Annotated in this window: 17 protein-coding genes, 1 pseudogene and 1 riboswitch; of the genes and pseudogenes, 6 read left to right on the forward strand and 12 right to left on the reverse strand. The window is 53.1% G+C overall.

Features of this window, described 5'->3' with window-relative positions:
• Positions 1-15 precede the first annotated feature (15 nt).
• The 4 genes and pseudogenes from ACJAXR_RS04685 to ACJAXR_RS04700 form a co-directional block, all read right to left on the reverse strand.
• The gene (locus ACJAXR_RS04685; protein WP_415057065.1) at positions 16-663 is read right to left on the reverse strand and encodes a cysteine hydrolase family protein; all 648 of its coding nucleotides are present in this window, start codon (positions 661-663) and stop codon (positions 16-18) included.
• Positions 664-752: 89 nt separating this feature from the next.
• A complete protein-coding gene (locus ACJAXR_RS04690; RefSeq protein WP_415057096.1) occupies positions 753-1,634 on the reverse strand; it encodes an alpha/beta fold hydrolase in 882 nt (293 codons plus the stop codon).
• A 383-nt stretch (positions 1,635-2,017) separates the two neighbouring features.
• Positions 2,018-2,517: pseudogene (locus ACJAXR_RS04695) on the reverse strand (YqaJ viral recombinase family protein); the annotation flags it as partial.
• Between the two features lie 67 nt (positions 2,518-2,584).
• The gene (locus tag ACJAXR_RS04700; protein WP_415057097.1) at positions 2,585-2,743 is read right to left on the reverse strand and encodes a hypothetical protein; all 159 of its coding nucleotides are present in this window, start codon (positions 2,741-2,743) and stop codon (positions 2,585-2,587) included.
• A 378-nt stretch (positions 2,744-3,121) separates the two neighbouring features.
• Between ACJAXR_RS04700 and ACJAXR_RS04705 the strand changes: the two genes are divergently transcribed.
• The 3 genes from ACJAXR_RS04705 (at position 3,122) to ACJAXR_RS04715 (ending at position 6,130) form a co-directional block, all read left to right on the forward strand.
• Positions 3,122-3,997: a YihY/virulence factor BrkB family protein gene (locus ACJAXR_RS04705; protein ID WP_415057098.1), complete on the forward strand. Its 876-nt coding sequence runs from the start codon at positions 3,122-3,124 to the stop codon at positions 3,995-3,997.
• Positions 3,998-4,094: 97 nt separating this feature from the next.
• Positions 4,095-5,459, forward strand: coding sequence for a glutathione-disulfide reductase (gene gorA, locus ACJAXR_RS04710; protein WP_415057099.1), 1,365 nt, complete (start codon positions 4,095-4,097; stop codon positions 5,457-5,459).
• Positions 5,460-5,485: 26 nt separating this feature from the next.
• Positions 5,486-6,130, forward strand: a complete 645-nt coding sequence (locus ACJAXR_RS04715; protein ID WP_415057100.1) for a trimeric intracellular cation channel family protein — start codon at positions 5,486-5,488, stop codon at positions 6,128-6,130.
• Here ACJAXR_RS04715 and ACJAXR_RS04720 read toward each other — a convergent pair.
• Positions 6,124-6,648, reverse strand: coding sequence for a copper chaperone PCu(A)C (locus ACJAXR_RS04720; protein WP_415057101.1), 525 nt, complete (start codon positions 6,646-6,648; stop codon positions 6,124-6,126). The genes ACJAXR_RS04715 and ACJAXR_RS04720 overlap by 7 nt on opposite strands.
• A 256-nt stretch (positions 6,649-6,904) precedes the next feature.
• Here ACJAXR_RS04720 and ACJAXR_RS04725 point away from each other — a divergent pair, with 256 nt between their 5' ends.
• Positions 6,905-7,237 carry a PilZ domain-containing protein gene (locus tag ACJAXR_RS04725; protein WP_415057102.1) on the forward strand — a complete coding sequence of 111 codons (333 nt, stop codon included), beginning with the start codon at positions 6,905-6,907 and terminating at the stop codon, positions 7,235-7,237.
• A gap of 32 nt (positions 7,238-7,269) precedes the next feature.
• On the opposite strand, the gene ACJAXR_RS04730 is transcribed toward ACJAXR_RS04725, so the two are convergent.
• The 4 genes from ACJAXR_RS04730 to ACJAXR_RS04745 form a co-directional block, all read right to left on the reverse strand.
• Positions 7,270-8,373, reverse strand: coding sequence for a DUF1513 domain-containing protein (locus ACJAXR_RS04730; RefSeq protein WP_415057471.1), 1,104 nt, complete (start codon positions 8,371-8,373; stop codon positions 7,270-7,272).
• A gap of 6 nt (positions 8,374-8,379) precedes the next feature.
• Entirely contained in the window at positions 8,380-9,450 is a 1,071-nt protein-coding gene (locus tag ACJAXR_RS04735) for an imelysin family protein (protein WP_415057103.1), read from the reverse strand.
• A gap of 23 nt (positions 9,451-9,473) precedes the next feature.
• Complete coding sequence (locus ACJAXR_RS04740) at positions 9,474-10,916, reverse strand: di-heme oxidoredictase family protein (protein ID WP_415057104.1); 1,443 nt, start codon at positions 10,914-10,916, stop codon at positions 9,474-9,476.
• 112 nt (positions 10,917-11,028) lie between these two features.
• A complete protein-coding gene (locus ACJAXR_RS04745) occupies positions 11,029-12,393 on the reverse strand; it encodes an imelysin family protein (RefSeq protein ID WP_415057105.1) in 1,365 nt (454 codons plus the stop codon).
• A gap of 197 nt (positions 12,394-12,590) precedes the next feature.
• On the opposite strand from ACJAXR_RS04745, the gene ACJAXR_RS04750 reads away from it, so the two are divergent.
• Positions 12,591-12,806 (forward strand): dodecin, encoded by a 216-nt coding sequence (locus ACJAXR_RS04750; RefSeq protein WP_415057106.1) that lies wholly within the window; start codon positions 12,591-12,593, stop codon positions 12,804-12,806.
• Between the two features lie 71 nt (positions 12,807-12,877).
• On the opposite strand, the gene mltF is transcribed toward ACJAXR_RS04750, so the two are convergent.
• The gene (mltF, locus tag ACJAXR_RS04755; RefSeq protein WP_415057107.1) at positions 12,878-14,233 is read right to left on the reverse strand and encodes a membrane-bound lytic murein transglycosylase MltF; all 1,356 of its coding nucleotides are present in this window, start codon (positions 14,231-14,233) and stop codon (positions 12,878-12,880) included.
• Between the two features lie 188 nt (positions 14,234-14,421).
• Here mltF and ACJAXR_RS04760 point away from each other — a divergent pair, with 188 nt between their 5' ends.
• Positions 14,422-15,306, forward strand: a complete 885-nt coding sequence (locus ACJAXR_RS04760) for a D-hexose-6-phosphate mutarotase (RefSeq protein ID WP_415057108.1) — start codon at positions 14,422-14,424, stop codon at positions 15,304-15,306.
• On the opposite strand, the gene ACJAXR_RS04765 is transcribed toward ACJAXR_RS04760, so the two are convergent.
• Positions 15,303-16,691, reverse strand: coding sequence for a sodium:solute symporter (locus tag ACJAXR_RS04765; protein WP_415057109.1), 1,389 nt, complete (start codon positions 16,689-16,691; stop codon positions 15,303-15,305). The genes ACJAXR_RS04760 and ACJAXR_RS04765 overlap by 4 nt on opposite strands.
• Positions 16,681-16,807, reverse strand: a riboswitch (TPP riboswitch). It overlaps the preceding gene by 11 nt.
• Before the next feature lie 59 nt (positions 16,808-16,866).
• Positions 16,867-17,841: a 3-hydroxyacyl-CoA dehydrogenase gene (locus ACJAXR_RS04770; RefSeq protein WP_415057110.1), complete on the reverse strand. Its 975-nt coding sequence runs from the start codon at positions 17,839-17,841 to the stop codon at positions 16,867-16,869.
• Positions 17,842-17,854: the final 13 nt, after the last annotated feature.

The following is a 17,854-nucleotide window of genomic DNA, read 5'->3' on the forward strand; positions in this document are numbered from 1 at the left end:
CATCGGTATTCCTCCTCAACCCATTGAATCGACGGCTTCCCGGGTTGTCAGGGCCTCACTGGCGATGAAGTTGAAGTTGACCAAGGCGGCCTGATACCCATCTCCAAGCTCCGGATCGATGGCAGCTGCGGTGGCGTCGGTGACGACGAACACTTCGAATCCCTGTTCAATCAAATCACGCATGTGCGACTCAACGCACAGGTTCGCCGACATGCCTGCGAGGATGACCTTGCTGATCCCGTGTTTACGAAGATTGAGTGTCAGGTCGTTATTCTGAGGGCCGTAGACCTTGTGCGGGCTGACTACGATAGTGTTGCTATGGTTCAGCAGCGGCTTGAGCCGTTCCAGCCAGTCAGCGCCGGATCCTTCAAAATCGGTCAGATCCAGCGGCCCGCGGCGGGCGAACATACCGATCTCGTGCATTTTTTTCTCGAGGGTACCGCCGAATTGCCACTCTTTGTCAGCTGGATAATAGTAGTGCGGCGACACAAAAGTCCGGTATCCGCCATCACGCGCGGCGGTCAACAAGGCCTCCAGATTGGCGATGGTGTTATTTTCGCGAACACTGTCGCTAACCAAGCCCCAAGCGGCACCGTCTTCGCTGAGGAAATCGTTCTGGGGATCAGTCACGACCAATGCAGTAGTTTTGTTGTCGATGTTCATTGTTGAATCCTCGAATTAGTAAAATTATCAATAGAGCTGCTTTTGTAGACAAGCCTGTCCCCTTGGTGCTGAAGTTACTGCCCTCGTGCCTAACGTCGTATCAGAAAATTCAGAATTAGTTCGCTGATTTCCGTGGGTTTCTCCTCCAGAAGAAAGTGGCCTACATCGTCAATGACGGTAAGTTTGGAGTTAGGTATCGCTTTTTCCAGGCGAGGGCCATACTCCGGTTTCTGGAACGTGTCCTTCTCTCCCCAGATAATTAACGTGGAATGCGGTAACTGTGAGAGCGTATCGGATATAGCAAGGGTGTATTCGCTGTTCAGCCGCCGCAGGTTCCGGAAAAAAGCCTTCTTTCCTTTTTCTGTGGACCAGGGTTTCGTGTAGAGCTCAATGACTGACTTGGTCATGACCTGCGGGTCGACAACGCCCTTTGGCAGGAAGCCGCGAATCATCTCAACGAAATCATCGAGTCCCATGTCAGCCTCGGCTCCGTGTTTCTGTAAAGGCTCGAACTCCGGAATTGGCCATGAGTCGAAGCAAACGCTATCGATTAGCACCAATTGGTCGATGCGCTCGGGTTTTTCGACCGCCATGAGCTGTGCCACGCCACCGCCGATATCGTGGGCAACCACATTGGCACGACGGATACCCAGTGAATCCAAGAGTCCGAACAGAATGCGTTGTTGGGCGTTGATTGAAACATCGGCGCTTTCGGGCATTTCCGATTGGCCATAATTGAGAAGGTCCGGTGCAATGACGCGAAAATGTTTCGACAGCTCCGGAATGACTTCGCGCCACATTAATCCATTGCTCGGGATACCATGGATGAGCAGGAGGGGTGGCCCCTCGCCTTCATCAATGTAGGCAATTCGATGCCCATCAACTCGGGTGAACTGCTGGGTGTATCTCAAGCTTGTTGACGCAATTTCCGGCGCATTACCCGCACTGTTTTCGGTCTGATTCCTATTCATAAACTGATCTCCCGGCATTGGAAGGAGTTCCAAAGCGCTGCCTCAAATCTCAGTCTCAAGGATGGCGATAGCCACGTCTGTGCGTCATCGAACAGACGTTGGAGTGCCTTGCAGCCTGGTGCTTGACTCTCGTAACTCATAATCGTTGGCCTTGGCTATCTTCTGCTGAATCACGTACAGATACCCGACACGCACATTGTCAAAGCGCATGTTCAGGATCTCCGCTTTGCGCTGGGAAGTGATTAGAGCCAAGTCGATAGGGTTCTGCGGCCAGCCCGGGGAGTGTGAGCGAATCGCTTTCAGTTGTGCGACCGTGTTGCGCTTGCGGGTCTTGTTCTCGATGCGGTTGATTGGGCTGTCCTTGGCTTTTCCCGTGCGACCTAGCCATTGGTAAATTGTGCACAGGTGGCATCGTTCATTGCTTGCTGCAAGGTTTGCTTAAGCTGGGATTCCTTCGTTTTCTGTTGGGCAATACACTGGCACACCACTTTGAGTTCCACGCACGCAATCGATAGAGCAGGATTAGCGCTGAAATTCAACACTTGGTCGCTATCCTCAGGGAGCAGGCAACGCAATGCTTGATCAGCCGAATCTCAGCCGCTGGCTGGTGGTGGCGTAACGGTGACGAAGTATTCCCAGAACTTGCACTCCAACTCAATCAGGCAATCATTGACTCATCCTGATCAATGAAATGGATCTCCAAATGCTGACCACCCAGCAATACAGCTACATCGGCAGCCTGCTTGCCGGTAACGGCCAGCTGGTGCATCGCCTGGGACTGCACATATTCCGGTACGCAGTGTTCTCAGAGGCGTGCGCCTTTTATGCCGGCTGTTTTGCATTCGAGAATCTGCACGTCGTTGGCGTCGGTGTACCCACGATCCTGAATCTCGCTAAACAACAAATTGGCTGGTATCTAATGCTGCTTGGCTGTCGCGATCCGTGGGTTTTTAGGTCTTCAACTTCGTTGCCCGCGTTACCCGGTCCGGATAGCTAGGCACCGCCGTCAGGTCGCGTAAGTAGAGGCGCACCGTATGGCGAGATACGCCCAATCGATTTGCGATAGCACGCATATTGTTACCTTGGTTATCTAATATACGATTCACCACGAGTCTTTCCTGAATCAACTTCGATCGCCGCTTTGTAGTGGTCTACTAATCTCGGACACCTTGGGAGGGGTGGGTCACTCCTAAAAGCCTCTCCAGTGGAAACCGCTTCCATAACTTCCTCTTATCACTAACTCAGTTTTTAGGTAAGTTGGTTACGATTTTAGGGGTACGGCAGGGGATATGAGCAAACACGTCATCTTTTGATACCAATAAATATATGGCCTGCAGATCGATGTTCGATTCCGGCTCCGGGCACCACTGATTTATCGTCTTGCACTCTGTTTCCTGTTATTGCACCTATCCCTTATTAGCTGTCCATAAGAACACGACCCTGATCTAATCGTTAAAGTAGAATCGATTTATGTATCGAGGGACGATATGGCTTTTCTGGACCTTCAGGTAACAAGCGCTTTTACGATCCTTAAGTGCACTATAAAAAATTTCATCGCCGACGATATGCCCACTTATGCTGCGGCACTGTCCTATCGAGCTCTATTTGCGCTTTTTCCGTTTCTGCTTTTTTTGATTGCGATGCTGAGCTTTCTCAACCTGCAGGATTTTTTTGGTTGGTTAAGACAGCAGGCGGCTCTGGTCCTGCCATCAGCTGCGCTGGAGATGATTAATCCGGTTATCACCGATCTGCAGAGCGGCGATAACAGTATCTTCTCGGTGGCCATTGTGGTCGCAATCTGGGTCGCCTCAAATGGACTGCGTTCGCTGATGAACGCGATGAACAGGGCCTACAACGTGCCCGAGAGTCGGCCCGCCTGGAAGCGCTATGTGCTCTCGGTGCTCTATACCATTGGTATCGCAATATTCCTGCTGGCCGCGGCAGCGCTGATGGTGATAGGTCCCGATGTGCTTGAGTGGGTAGGTAGCTGGGTGGGGCTAGGTGATCTTGCAGTCACGTTGTGGGCAGTGCTGCGCTGGCCCGTGGCAATAATGCTACTGATGTTGGTAGTAGCGCTCTTGTATTACTTCACTCCCGACGTAGAGCAAAAGTTTCGCTACATCACACCAGGGTCGATAATAGCTGTTTTCATCTGGATCGCCGCGTCCCTGGGTTTTGGCTTCTATGTCAGCAATTTCGGCAACTACAACGCGATGTATGGCGGAATTGGCGCAATGATTGTTTTGCTTGTGTTCTTCTACATTTCATCTGCAGTCTTGTTGCTGGGCGCCGAGCTGAATGCAACGATCGAACACGCCTCTACAGAAGGCAAGGCCCGGGGCGAGAAACAGATCGAATCATGATTTTTGCCCGTGCATACCCCGTCATCACCTTCGATACCCAAGGAGCGCTATCGATGCGCTATGATATCGCCTCTTTTTCAGCAGTTAGGCAGATAATATGAGCGACTTTGATTTTGATCTTTTCGTCATTGGCGCCGGCTCCGGCGGTGTCAGGGCTAGCCGTCTTGCTGCCAGTTATGGTGCAAAGGTAGCTGTGGCAGAGGACCTTTATCTAGGCGGGACCTGCGTTAACGTGGGATGCGTACCGAAAAAACTCTTTGCTTACGCTGCTCACTTTGCCGAAGACATTGAAGACGCCCATGGCTACGGATGGAATATCGGAGAGACCGATTTCACCTGGAGCCGCCTGCTGGAAAACAAAAATCGAGAGATCACTCGGCTCAACGGTATCTATCGCAACCTGCTTTCGAGCGCAGGGGTTACGCTGTTTGATGGTCGCGCGCGCTTCGTTGACTCACACACCGTTGCCGTCGGCGACAAGACTTATACCGCGGAGCGGATTCTCATCGCTACCGGTGGCTGGCCGCATATTCCTCCATTCCCGGGTAGTGAGCATGTCATCAGCTCCAATGAGGTCTTCTTCCTCGAGACGCTGCCAAAACGTGTCCTGGTCGTAGGGGGAGGGTACATAGCCATCGAGTTTGCCAGCATATTCCATGGTCTCGGCTGTGATGTGACACAGGCTTATAGAGGAAATCTATTCCTACGTGGATTTGACTTGAGCATCCGCGAGCACATTGCAACAACAATGAAAGCCAAGCAGCTGGACCTTCGCTTCAATACCAATGTCCGTTCCATCGAACGCAACGCAGATGGCGTGCTGACAGTAACGCTGACCGATGACGCTATACTTGAAACCGACTTGGTGCTCTACGCCACCGGCCGACGTCCAAACATTAAAGGGCTGGGGTTGGAGACTACTCAGGTATCTCTGGATTCTCAGGGTTTTGTTGAAGTCGACAAGGACTATCAAACCACCGATCCTTCTATTTTCGCCATTGGCGATGTCACCGATACGATGCAACTGACGCCCGTTGCCCTTGCCGAGGGCATGGCGTTGGCGCGTCGTCTGTTCAAACCGGAAGAATACCGGCCTGTGGACTATCGCGATATTGCCACCGCCGTATTTTGCATTCCCAATGTTGCCGCACTCGGTTTGACCGAAGAGCAAGCTAGGAAGGAGGGATATAGTCTGGCAATTTATGAGAGTCGCTTTAGACCGATGCGCAATACCCTAGCAGGCCGTGGCGAAGAAAGCCTGATGAAGATGGTCGTCGACAAACAGACGGACCGCGTACTGGGTGTGCACATGATTGGACCCGAAGCAGGGGAAATCATACAAGGCATGGCCATTGCTTTGAAAGCTGGAGCAACCAAGGCGATGTTCGACGCCACCCTGGGTATCCATCCCACAGCTGCTGAAGAGTTTGTGACGATGCGTGTTCCTACGCGCACTGACTGAACCTTGGTCATACAGGAGTTGCTGGCATGAGCTGGTTGTACGCGTTCGATCTATTCGGCGTTGCTGTGTTCGCTATTTCCGGCGCACTGATGGCGGGCCGCAAGTCCATGGACCTGTTTGGTGTGCTGGTCATTGCGCTCATCACCTCGCTGGGTGGCGGCACGCTCAGGGATACCATCCTGGATAACCATCCGGTGGTCTGGATTCGTGACGACCTCTACATTCTGGTAGCTGTGCTGGCTGCTCTCGGGACCATAGTCTGGGTTCGGCTCACCAGGCCGATATCGGAATTGGGTCTGCTGGTGGCAGACGCATTCGGTCTGGCAATTTTTACCGTGATAGGCACTCAGGTTGCCCTGGCGCAATCGGCTCCTGTTAGCGCAGCGGTAATCATGGGGGTTATGACCGGCGTGGCAGGTGGTGTAATACGCGATATCATCTGCAATGAAATCCCGTTGATTTTCCACCGGGAAATCTACGCTACAGCCTGCATCGCAGGCTCCCTGGTTTACATAGCACTTTACCGGCTTGATACGCCGCGAGACCTCGATGTAGCTATCTCTGTCGCTACGGTGTTAGCGATCCGCCTCGCAGCGATACACTGGCATCTGCGTCTGCCCCAGTTCCATCTACTTGAGAGTAAAACCGGGGACAATGAGCGCGATCAGTGATGTTGATGCTGCATTGGCTCCTGTGCCACATGCTCACTGGCCGACGGTGCGTTTTCATCAATAGTAACGTCAACTGTAATACTGCCGGCGTTCTTGAAATCCAGCGTCAGTGGGAAACGCTCTCCAGCGACAAGGGGCTGTTTCAGACCAAACAACATGAAATGGTAACCACCGGGCTGAAATTCGACACTAACACCCGGTGCGAGTCGAACCTGATCGACGCGGCGCATTTTCATCAGTCCGTCGACATGGCTATTTTCATGAACCTCGACCTTTTCGGCGATGGGCGAGTGCGCGGAGATCAGAATTTCTTGCTTACCCCCTCGATTCTTTAGGCGCAGATAGGCCGCACCGGCGGGTGCATTCGGTGGCAAGGCGCGCGCCCATGGATGATCAATATACAAATCGTTAAGTTGGTACTCGTGGGCAGAAGCCGGCGAAGTAAACAATGCAACGCATAAAATGGCCGGCAAGGCAGCAGCAGAGCGGATCAAGGTAGAAATATTCTTGCGTAACATGCACTGGTTCCTTGTTATTTTAAGGGGTCAGGTTAACCTTTGAGCATTATAATACTTACTGCCGCGTAAGACAGGTTATGGTGCTGAGCAGGCATAAGACAGCACTGTGGCATCATTTGTTAATTGACGAAAATGTGTTTAGTAAACGTAATGCATCCGGCGCATGGCTTTTAGCCGGCATTGGATTAGCGCAGACTGTCTACGATCACAACTCACTCAGGTAATTAGGAAATTTATCTTGGCCATTGAGTCAAATATGCATGAAAAAAGAAGACTGGACCGTCACAAGGTGAGCATGAGTCTCGAAGTCTATGACCTGGATACCGGCGACCACTTGGGCAGGGTAGTCGATCTGCACGCCGAAGGTCTCATGCTGCTGAGCGACCACCCGATTGATCTGTTCAAGCAGTTCGCCCTACAGGTCAGTTTGCCGATGACACTAAACGGATTAACTGAATTCTTTCTGGATGCGCAAAGCCTGTGGAACCGCGAGAGCATCGCTGGCGGACAGTATTGGACGGGGCTGCACTTCACCCAATTGCCCGAAGCTTCGCGAATCTGTATCGAGAAAATGGTCGCCAGCCGCTAAATCGATGTCAGTTTGAGCCAAGTCAGGTGTAGTCATGTTGAAGTCAGGTGATTATCCCAAAGCATGTCACTGTTTTCTATACGAACTGCATTGCTCTGCTGGCTGCGATATATCCCGCCTAAACCTGACGTAAAGATAAATCCCTGCTGCTGATCAGTTAATGCTCCTGCAACGTCTGCTATCTCGACCGTATCAATATGCTGACCACTCAAGTAGTTGAGTAATATTGCGCGGTTGCCCCGTGGAGCCGTCAGGGCCGCGATATGGCTTGTAGAGTCGAGTGCCACGCTGGCGATGTAGTTGTGCAGACTCTCCTGTTGCTTGTCGGGCAAGACTATCTCGGCAAATGTTGCCGTGCGGGTATCCAGTCGGGCAATCAGTGGCGGCGTTTCCCATTCGGGCCCTTCGAACTGATAACCGGCCACGACAATTCCTTCCTTACTGACATCCAGATGCCGACAGCTAAGCTGATGATGAGATGGCTCATGACGCTGCAAGATCCGTCCGCTTTCGCGGTCGATCAATAGCAGTGCAGGCTGCATATCCGCGATGTTGAGCTTCAAACGGTCGTAATCCGGGTGTGTCAGGATACCGCCCAAAGCGACCACAAGCGCATTACCGTCCGGGTGAAGGCGGATTTCATGGGGTCCAATACCATCCAACTCAAAGTTTCCGACTCTTTGATAATCCCGGCTTGCGTCGTACACCAAAATCCGGCCGCCACCGCTGGGATAATGGTTGGCAGTGACGTACAGCAAATCGCCATTGGGACTAAAACTACCATGGCCGTAAAAGTGATGATCTTTTACAGTGTCGACCTGCCGGATTATTCTCCCTGCGCGAAAATCAATCACCTGAAAGCTATGACCCGGACGCTTGCTGAACATGACCACTTCGTAAGCAAAAGGCCGACGGCAGCCCCCATGGCCTTGTTCGGGTACGGGTAAGCGGTAAACGATGGCACCTTGGCGATTTATACCGGCAATGAAGTGTCGTCCTTGGGCATCGTCCATTGCACTGAGACTAACAACACTACTTCGTGAGGCGGCAAAGGCGGGCAGTCCAATCGAGGAGAGGACGGTAGCCGTGCCTATCCCAACGATACTCGCACGAAGAAAAGCCCGACGATTCATCATCAACCTTTAATCTCCATCGCTTGAGTTAAAGCCCCTGATGATACCCAACTCATTGGCGATAGTGCCGTTAAGCAACGTGGCAAGACGATCGACATCGATGTAAAGCAGCTGCAGTGAACGATATCCCTCATCGGTCTCTAGCAGCGGAGCCATTGCTGCAGGCATACCATCCAGGCGTTCCACCGTAGCGCTCAGTTGTGCCCGAAATTGCGCGGCCAGTGGCTCAAGTTCGCGCTCCTGCATGAGCTCTGCGAAAGCAGGGAGAAAATACAATTGCAAGCCAGTCAATGTCGCCTTGATTGCTGCCAGTGAGCTTTCGCTGCGCCATGCATCGGTAATATAGGGATTTCGACGGCCGTTGTCATCGAGACCCATGGGTGCAGCCAGGCGCTTTTGCTGAATTATGTCCAGCGCGTGCATGGCTGCCTTAACCGTAGTCTGTGCATATTCGGGACGGCTCAGAAAATGTTGCTCGAAATGGACCCAGTCTGTTTGCAGACTGACTGCGTTGCTATGTAAGTGAGAGCTGATTGCCTGCAGTAGCATGCAGCTACGATCAGCTGGCAAAGCTCTTTTGCTTTCGGTTACCCGTGGGTCGAAGAGAATGTATTCCAGTGCCGGGAAGCCCTTGACGGCAACGCCGTCAGCGGCAATGGACACCCCATCGATAGACTGCTCACCCTTCAACCAGATATCGGTCTTGCGCGCGATCAAGTTCTTGGAGTCTGGCCAAAATTGCATCTGCCACGCCATATTGTCCTTTTCGATGGGTCCAAAATCCACGAAGCGCACTCGCTGCCAGGCCTGAAAAGCCTGCAGCCATGCCTGCTGCAAAGCCACATCGTCAGCCCCCCCTGCGTTGCCATTATCTCCAGCCGGGCAAAACCTGTTGGCCTGTTGTTGCAAAGCGCCGCTGTCGCTCACCAGCTCCGCGTAGCCCGTTGCAATGTCAGCGTGCCATTTCAACTTTGAGACGGCGTCAGTCTGGTCCTGGGCGTAAGTCATATGACTCAGGGTTGCCATCATTAGCATCCCGCAAAGGGTCACTAGGTGGTTGGCCGAGAACGGCTTAAACATGACAATGCTCCTGTGAGAAAGGGTCACAACGATTCAAGAAAACGAACAAGACTTGTGCGCTCTGCTATAGACATCGCCCGGAAGCTGTCTGTTGATTCTTCGGCTTCGCCGCCATGCCAGAGAATTGCCTGCTCAAGGGTTTCGGCACGACCATCATGTAGGAATCCGGCTCGTGGGTTGACTTGCTGGGCTAGTCCGAGCCCCCATAAAGGAGACGTCCTCCATTCATTGCCGTCGGCTAAAAATTCGCCTCGACCATCAGCCAAACCCGGTCCCATGTCATGCAACAACAAATCGGTGTAAGGCCATATCGTTTGATTGCTCAAATCGGGACGACCGGGGGCGTCGCCCGTCACGTGGCGTGGGGTGTGGCAGGCAGCGCAATCGCTCTGATTAAACAGTTTCGCTCCAGCCATAACCTCTGGATCTGTCATGTTGCGCCTCGCCGGTACCGCCAGACTGCTTGCATAAAAGTCGATAAAACCGGCAATTTCGTCGCTTACCTCAGGTTCGCCGCCATGAGGAGCATCGTCACAGCCCTGGGTCGGGGTGCAGTCGGTGATCGACACCAGCGTCGAAGTCAGACCCATATCACCCGCGAAGGCACCCATACTTTGCTGCATGATCGAAGGCTCGCTGGCTTTCAGCCCAAAACGACCTAGTGCAGAGGTTTCCTTAGCGCGGTCCCATACCCGGTTCGCTTTACCGGAAATACCATCGTTATTTGCGTCATCCTGATCGGCGTTAGCGAGAATATCCCCTTCGGGGATGTGTGCCAACAGACCCAAACCGATCATTGGTGGAGCGACCCGTGGCGAGATCAACAGGTCGACGGGGAGGGCACCATACTGCGGATTGTCTATTCTGTAGTCCGGTTCGCGGAGTATCACACGGGTGCCATCATCCAGCGTATCTACGCGCTCCTTCCAGTCGATAACCAGTTCAGCCTCGGGTTTGAACCCGGGGATGGCAGCGGTTTGCAGCTGACTGCCGTATACCGGATGCGGAACAAAGCCGTGCTTTTTGAGCATATCCGCATCCTTGACAGAATCCGCAGGCATTGCCAGGCGCAGGAATAGAGAAATACTTGACTCACCGGGCTGTGGGGGGTGGCCCCGGCCATCTTTAATATGACAGCCCTGGCAGGAGTTGGTGTTGAACAATGAGCCCAGCCCGTCACGGGCATCGGTGCTCGAAGGAGCAATAACCCATGGGTTGCGGAAAAAACTGTTGCCTACGCTGAAGTCGAGTCGCTTGCTCATGGACAAATTGCCTTGAGGTAACGAAAAGGCATTGTGATCCGATTTTTCAACGGAGCCTTCACCGCCACTGTCAGGCGTGCCCTGGAGCGGGTACTGTTTAGACTCGCTGCACCCAGCCAATACACCAAGCAACAGTAACGGCACAAGAAGTTGTGTTAGCCGTCCAGATACCCCGGTGGCGTTATCAATACATGGTGATTTCATGAAAGCATGTCTATTTTGTCGCCGAACGGAGGAAAGTCTGACGCAACGCACAAGACTTTCGATGGACACAGGGATAACAACCCCCTGGGCCGGTTAGTTGCTTGCTCTTAGATCAGAACGCGAGACCACCGTCATCTGGCTCAAGGGACGCCAGGCCCAGTCCAACGGCGATTTGCTCGATGCTGCCCGTCTGCTCGACCAGCGCCGAGATAGCCTTATTGATGATGATGGCACCTTTGTGACTGTCTGGTGCAATCATCATATCAAAACGCATGGGCTCATCACTGGCTTCAGCCGCATCTTTCATCTCTTGCAAGGCGACCACAGTCAATTCGAGATCCGAACGCAGCTTGTTGTCTAACTCTGCGTTAGTGTTCTGCACAAGGTCGGCAAGGGAGGGGCCACTCATCTTATCGCCACCCGTAGATGTGTAGATACCAAGATAGACATTCTGGATACCAATGGCGTTGTAGTAGTGAGAGTTATGCGTATTATCGCTGAAGCAATCCTGTTCGTCCTCGTAGGAATTAGCCTCAAGCGCTACCTTCATGCGCTGGCCAGCCAGCTCCCCCAAAGACAGAGACCCCATTCCGAATAACATTTTTTGAAAAACCTGCTGCGGCGCTTCAGACAACAGCTGGGCACGGTAGTTATCGCTGACGTTCGGAGACCACTGAGCCACCATCCACTCAAGGTCAGTAACCAGCAAATCAGTCGCGGCACTCAGGTAATCAGCACGTCGATCACAATTGCCATTGGTACATTTTTCACCTTTGGCATAATCGCTAACAGGACGATCTCCCGCACCAGGACCGAAACCATTCAGGTCCTGGCCCCAGAGCAGAAATTCGATGGCGTGATAACCCGTCGCGACGTTCGCCTCGGACCCGCCAGCCTCATTCAGATTTGCCAGAAGATCAGGGGTGATGACGTTGGCGTCGATTGTTTTACCACCGATGTTTATTTCCCTGTTGGCTATGATATTAGCCGTGGCACCGTCATTGCCCATCTCATATTGGTAATCATCCGTTGCGATATAGTCGATCATGCCTTCGTCCAGGGGCCATGCATTCAATTGACCCTCCCATTCGTCGACAACAGGATTGCCAAAGCGGAAGGCTTCTGACTGCTGGTAGGCTACACGGGATTGCAACCAGGCACTCTTCGCTGTCTCAAGGCTCTCTTTATTGGGGTCGGTGATCAGAGTGTCGATGGCTACGTTCAAGGCGCGAGCCGTCTCAAGTGCGTCCGCATAATTAGCATGGGCCATAGCCGCGTACTGCTCGACGACAGCGTGTGGATCTGTGCCACCGGGTTTAGAAGAGGCGTCGGAATCATCGGAGCTAATTTCTATAGCGGGTTCGGCACGGGCGGCAGCGGCAGGCTCATATTCATTGTCACTGTTGTTGCACGCGGCCAGCATAAAAGTGGTGGAAACCGCCAAGAATAGGGCCTTGAGTGGAATATGAACTGCCATGAAATAACTCCCCGAGCCAACTATTATGAATGAGATTGATTTGCGTTACTCATTATATTCAGTGCCTGCGGATTTGCAATGCACAAGGTGTTAAAAAAGAATCAGCAATCGTCTGCAACATACTGTGGGGAGAGTTTTTGAACTAAGTCGGACATCCTTTGCCATACTGAGTACACACGCAATGTTAGGAGTACCCCATGTCAAGTCATCATGTTTACAAGAAAGTGGAAGTCGTAGGTTCGTCAACCACGAGCATCGAAGAAGCCATTGAGCATGCCATTAGCGAAACCAGCAAGTCGGTCAAGAACATCGAATGGTTCGAAGTGCAGGAAACCCGAGGTCATGTAGTGGACGGTAAGGTCGCCCACTATCAGGTTGTGATTAAAGTCGGCTTTCGCACTGAGAACAGCTGATCTAACAACATCCATGAACCTCGCCTGGCTACAGCCTTAAAGTTGTATGCAGGCAGGGTTTTTAGTGTGCTCTACTGAAATGCCACGCTGATCACGTCTCGATAGTTGCGCACCCGTTGAACGAAGTGGACGGGTTCATAGCCACGCGCATAGCCATAACGCAACTGAGGATAGTAGCGTTTGTCTGCCAGCAGCGGTAGAATTTCGCGCATGTCAGACCAGGAATCGGGGTTTTTTCCCAGTTCCAGGGCAAGTTTTTGCGCATCGAGCAAATGGCCGCGGCCGACGTTGTAACTGGCTAGCGCCAGAAAAACCCGATCGGGATCAGGAATCTTCTCGGAGAGCAGCTCGTAACGTCTTGCCAGATAGCGAGCGCCGCCATCGATACTTTGTTCGGGGTCCAGTCTGTCGGTCACGCCCAGTGACTTGGCCGTATTCTGCGTGAGCATCATCAGTCCCCGAACACCCGTCGCACTGCGCGCGTGAGGATCCCAGTGGGACTCCTGGTAGGACAGCGCTGCCAGCAAGTCCGCAGGCATGCCAGTCAGCACCTCGGCCTGCTCAAATTCGTCTCTATATCGAGGAAGACGATTTTCAATACGATTGACAAGCGTGTTCAGGTCGACAAAATCAAACTCGCTAATATAAGCATAATAGTGCGCATCTACTCGGGCTATAGCGCTTATGCCTACAGCACTAGACATCCATTCATGGGCACTAGCAGCCAAGCGATCGCTGCCTTTTGGCAAATACCAACCGATTTCCTGATCCGGCGAGAGCTCCATAACAACGGCCAGGGATGGCATGGAGCGACGATTTATATCGACAATATTCGAGTCAGCAACAGTGCACTCAAGCTTCTGTTCGAATACTGCTACGAGAAGTTGCTCGGTACCTTTTTTATCTGTCTGGGTAAAAGTGATCGCAGGGTTTTCATTGGCCAGTTGTTTCAGCGTTTCCACGTAACTAGAGTCGGATACGACTTTAATCTCGACGCCCTCAAGTTTTGCCAGGGTTGTCGGTAGCGGCACCATGTGTCGATTGCATATCAATTGTTCGCGGACCCGGTTGTGAACTGGCCCTGGTGTGAATCGCTCGTCACGTGAGGCGAGCCGAGTCAGCCCGGCTGCGCCAATGTGCGCCCGGCCCTTAGCAAGCTGTTGCAGTACCGCTGCAGTCGAAAACTGTACGTCCCAGTCCACTGCCCAGCCCCGCGCCTCAGCGAACTGGTTGACCAAATCATATTCCGGACCACTGGGCTGTTCATCTCGATCAGTGTAAAAGGTGGTGGACCCGTTTCGTGTTGAAACTGTCAATACCCCGGTCTCATCCGGATGGGGCAGGGCGCCGAGGCGGTCATCACTGGAACAATTTACTAGCAGCAGCGACAACGCTAATAGAATACCGATTCGAGTTGCTTCTCGCATGTGATTCCTCCAGCTCCCGATGAGTTTTAAGTGTTTTCGGAGCAAAAAAGGCTTGGTGCGACACGGATAACCATAGCCACTTTAACCTTAGACCAGCAGCCCATCACTGTAAAATAGGCATTGTTACCTTATGCTCAGCGTCTGGTGTCATGTAACTCAGGGCGCTTAAACCACCGGAGAAAAAGATAGTGTACGAACAGAATCAGCCACACTATCTAGCCCAAGGGGTAGCACTAGTTTGTAATGCTCACGGCCGCGAATTTATTGAGATATCGCACTCGCTTCTCTGCGCCCGGATCTCCATTGAGGGTGCGCAGATAATCAGTCATGTTCCAGTCGGCCAAGAGCCTCTGTTGTGGTTGAGTCCTGAAGAACCTGAGTTACCCGGTATTCCGCTGCGCGGTGGCATTCCTCTATGCTGGCCCTGGTTTGGTGATGATCGGCAAGGCCCTGCCCACGGGATCGCACGTATCAGCAAATGGGAAATCGAAGACGTAGCAGTTAGCGAGAGCAGCGTTAGAATTATTCTGGTTTTACCGCAGGCGGAGATCACCCGTCAGCTACCCGCAGAGCAATGGAATTTGAAGGTTGAATTGCTGCTCAGCGACGAGCTGGAAGTCAGGCTGACCAGCACCAACTGCGGTACCCAACCACAACCGTTAAGCCAGGCATTGCACACCTACTTACCTGTGTCGGATATACATCACAGCAGGGTCGTTGGACTGAACGGCCTTTCATACGTTGACCAGCTGACCGGCAAAGTCACTGAGCAGCAAGGCGACGTCCAAATAACCGAAGAAGTAGACCGTATCTACTTCGGCGACATCGGCACGCTGCGGCTTCTGGATGGCGATAAAGGGCGCATTGATGTCGAGTGTGCAGGCAGTTGTTCATCGGTTATATGGAATCCATGGCAAGACAAAGCCCGCAGACTCAAGCACTTTCCCTCTGAGGGATACCGGCAGATGCTGTGCATCGAAACAGCAAATGCCGGGACTGATACGCGACATTTGCAGCCAGGTGAGACTCAGGTACTGACCACCCGGATAAGTCGCTGCCTTCATATTGACTAAGCAGGTTCAATGACTTCCCTGCGAGGCCGCGATAGCGCAATCACCAGACTGACCAGAGTCGATCCTATCAATGCGCCAAGAAAGGGTGCCAATGTAGGTATCGCCCCTGGAAAGCTCGCCGCCCACAATCCTGCGGACAGTGACCCGCTACTGACCCAGCCAGGCAACACAGCTCCCAGCAGCCCCGCAAGGCAACCGGCTATGGCAGCGCTGCTGCCCATGCGTGACCACAGCCCCAACAAGACTGGAACCACAGCAGTTGCGCAAAGCAGGTCGGCAATCAAGAATAAGCGCAGTACCGATATACCCTGTAGCGCGACTAGCACTACTGGCAGCATCAGGATGACAGTTATCCAGCGTGCAGAGGTCAGCGACAAACCGCTTTTTTCTGTGACGGCCAAAGAAGCAATCGCGTTTTGCAGGGTATCAACCGATGACGCCACTAGAGTCAAGGCCAGAACCAGCGCCGGGATCGTCAACCATGGCGGCGCGTCCATCAATAGCGCGAAGAAAGGAATTGGCGGGCTACCCAGGTCAGTGCCGCTCATAGCTGCGGCAATACCAAGCCCACCGACGACGATGACAACGATCACTGTAATTACACCGCCCAGCAAAGCGCCCTGACCCAATGCGGCTCCGTCCCGCGCAGACCAGACCCGTTGCCAATAGCCCTGATGAAACAGATTGGCGGCGGTGACCGCGATCACCAGTGTGAGTGCTACGCCCAGAGCGCTGCCTACAGGGATGCCGGGCATGTTGATTGCTGCGGTGTCAATATGTGGTAGCCGTTGCATGGCTACCGTGCCCACTACGACCAACAGCGCCAACAGCAACCAGGCCTGCCAGCGATCAGTCATCAGGCTTGCGCGCAGACCGCCACCAGCGGTGTAGATCAGCGTCGCAACGGCGACGCCGATGATTACCAATGCTGGATTTACATCAGACAGCATCGAGGTAATAGCGCCAATAGCCGTTAACTCGGCAATCAGAAAGCACAACATGTAAAGCAGTGATATCAATGCCACCCAGCGTCTGACCAAATTGCCATAACAGGCCTGGGCAAATTCACCAATGCTGCTGCCTCGGGGTAGATAGCGGCGGATGGCAGGGCCACAAAATGCAAATACGATGAAGGGCAGGGCAGCACCTATGGCATAGCCAGCTAGTGCCACAGGGCCAGCCAGTGCGCCGACTTCAGGGGGAGCAAATAGAATCCAGCCGCCCATTCCAGAGGCAAGAAATGATAAGCCCAGCGCTTGGGCGCCTTGGCTATTGCGTGCGGTTAAAAAATCATCGAGTTCGCCGTGGCTACGACGGGCTCGCAAGCCCAGCCAGATGAACAGAAGCAACGCAGCGCCCAGCACGGCAAGGGTCAGATAAAGCATGTCGCACTTCCTCCGCCGGTATTATCCGGATCAGGTTCCAGGGTTTAGGCAGGCTACAAGCAGCCCGCTGGTTCTCAGCCTGTCCGTTGGACGAACAGGCTCCCCTGGCGACTAAGTGGGTTAATTATTCAAGCGCGACAATATTGCCATAGAAAGGTCGATCAGACGACTACTGTCAGCTTGCGGCGGCGAGCGCCTTTGGGCAAACCAGGGCCACGAGCTCGTCCACGGCATCCAGCCCCGGCACATCCAGAAAGCCCGGTTGTTGATACGCTGGATTGGGGTAGGAATAATAGCCTTCGCCGGTTTGCAGGCCCAGTTTGCCCTTGTCAACAAAATGCTTCTTGATATAGGCCGCGTTACTTAGAAGCTGTGCATCCTGTTTTTCGTTGCCCCAGTAATTCATCACGTCGTAGCAGGTTTTCATGCCAATGATATCCATAAGACCGCAGGGACCCGAGGCACACCCGCGATTGGCAATAAGGTATGTGCGATCGATATATTCGGGCGTTGATACGCCGTTGGTGATCAGCGACTGAGTGGCACTCAACAGAGGAACCAGCCAGGTGTTGAGCACATAACCATTTTGTTCCTTTTGAATGGGGATCGGGACCATGCCGATCTCGATCGCAAAGCGGACCACCTCGCGCAGCGTTGCCTCAGCAGTGCTTGCATGGGCCATGACTTCGGCCAGATTCATGCTCCAAATCATGTTGGCAAAATGCAAGGCACAATACTTTTCAGGTCTACCGGTGGCAGTGGCGAACTGGGCCGGAAGCAGCGTAGATGAGTTGGTCGCCACTAGGGTATGGGCGGGAAGCAACGGAGCCATCTGCTCGTAGACTGCAGTTTTGGTCTCCGGTATCTCTGGTACGGCCTCGATCACTAGGTCAGCTGCGGAAACAGCCTCACCCAGTTTGCTGGTGTATGTCAGGCGACTCTGTGTTTCGCTGATCATATCAACGCTCGCGCCCAAATCTGCCTGATAAATAGCAGCGTACTGACGGTGTGCCATCTTGCAACGCTCAAGAGCTTCCTCGAACAAATCGAAAACCACTACCTGTTTGCCCTTGAACGCGCTGTGCCAGGCTATCTGGCCACCCAGCACACCCGCGCCGAGTACCGTCACATTGTTCAATGAGTGTGTCATGTTATATCTCCGG

Source organism: Halopseudomonas sp. (genome assembly GCF_047631575.1).
Taxonomy (GTDB): domain Bacteria; phylum Pseudomonadota; class Gammaproteobacteria; order Pseudomonadales; family Pseudomonadaceae; genus Halopseudomonas.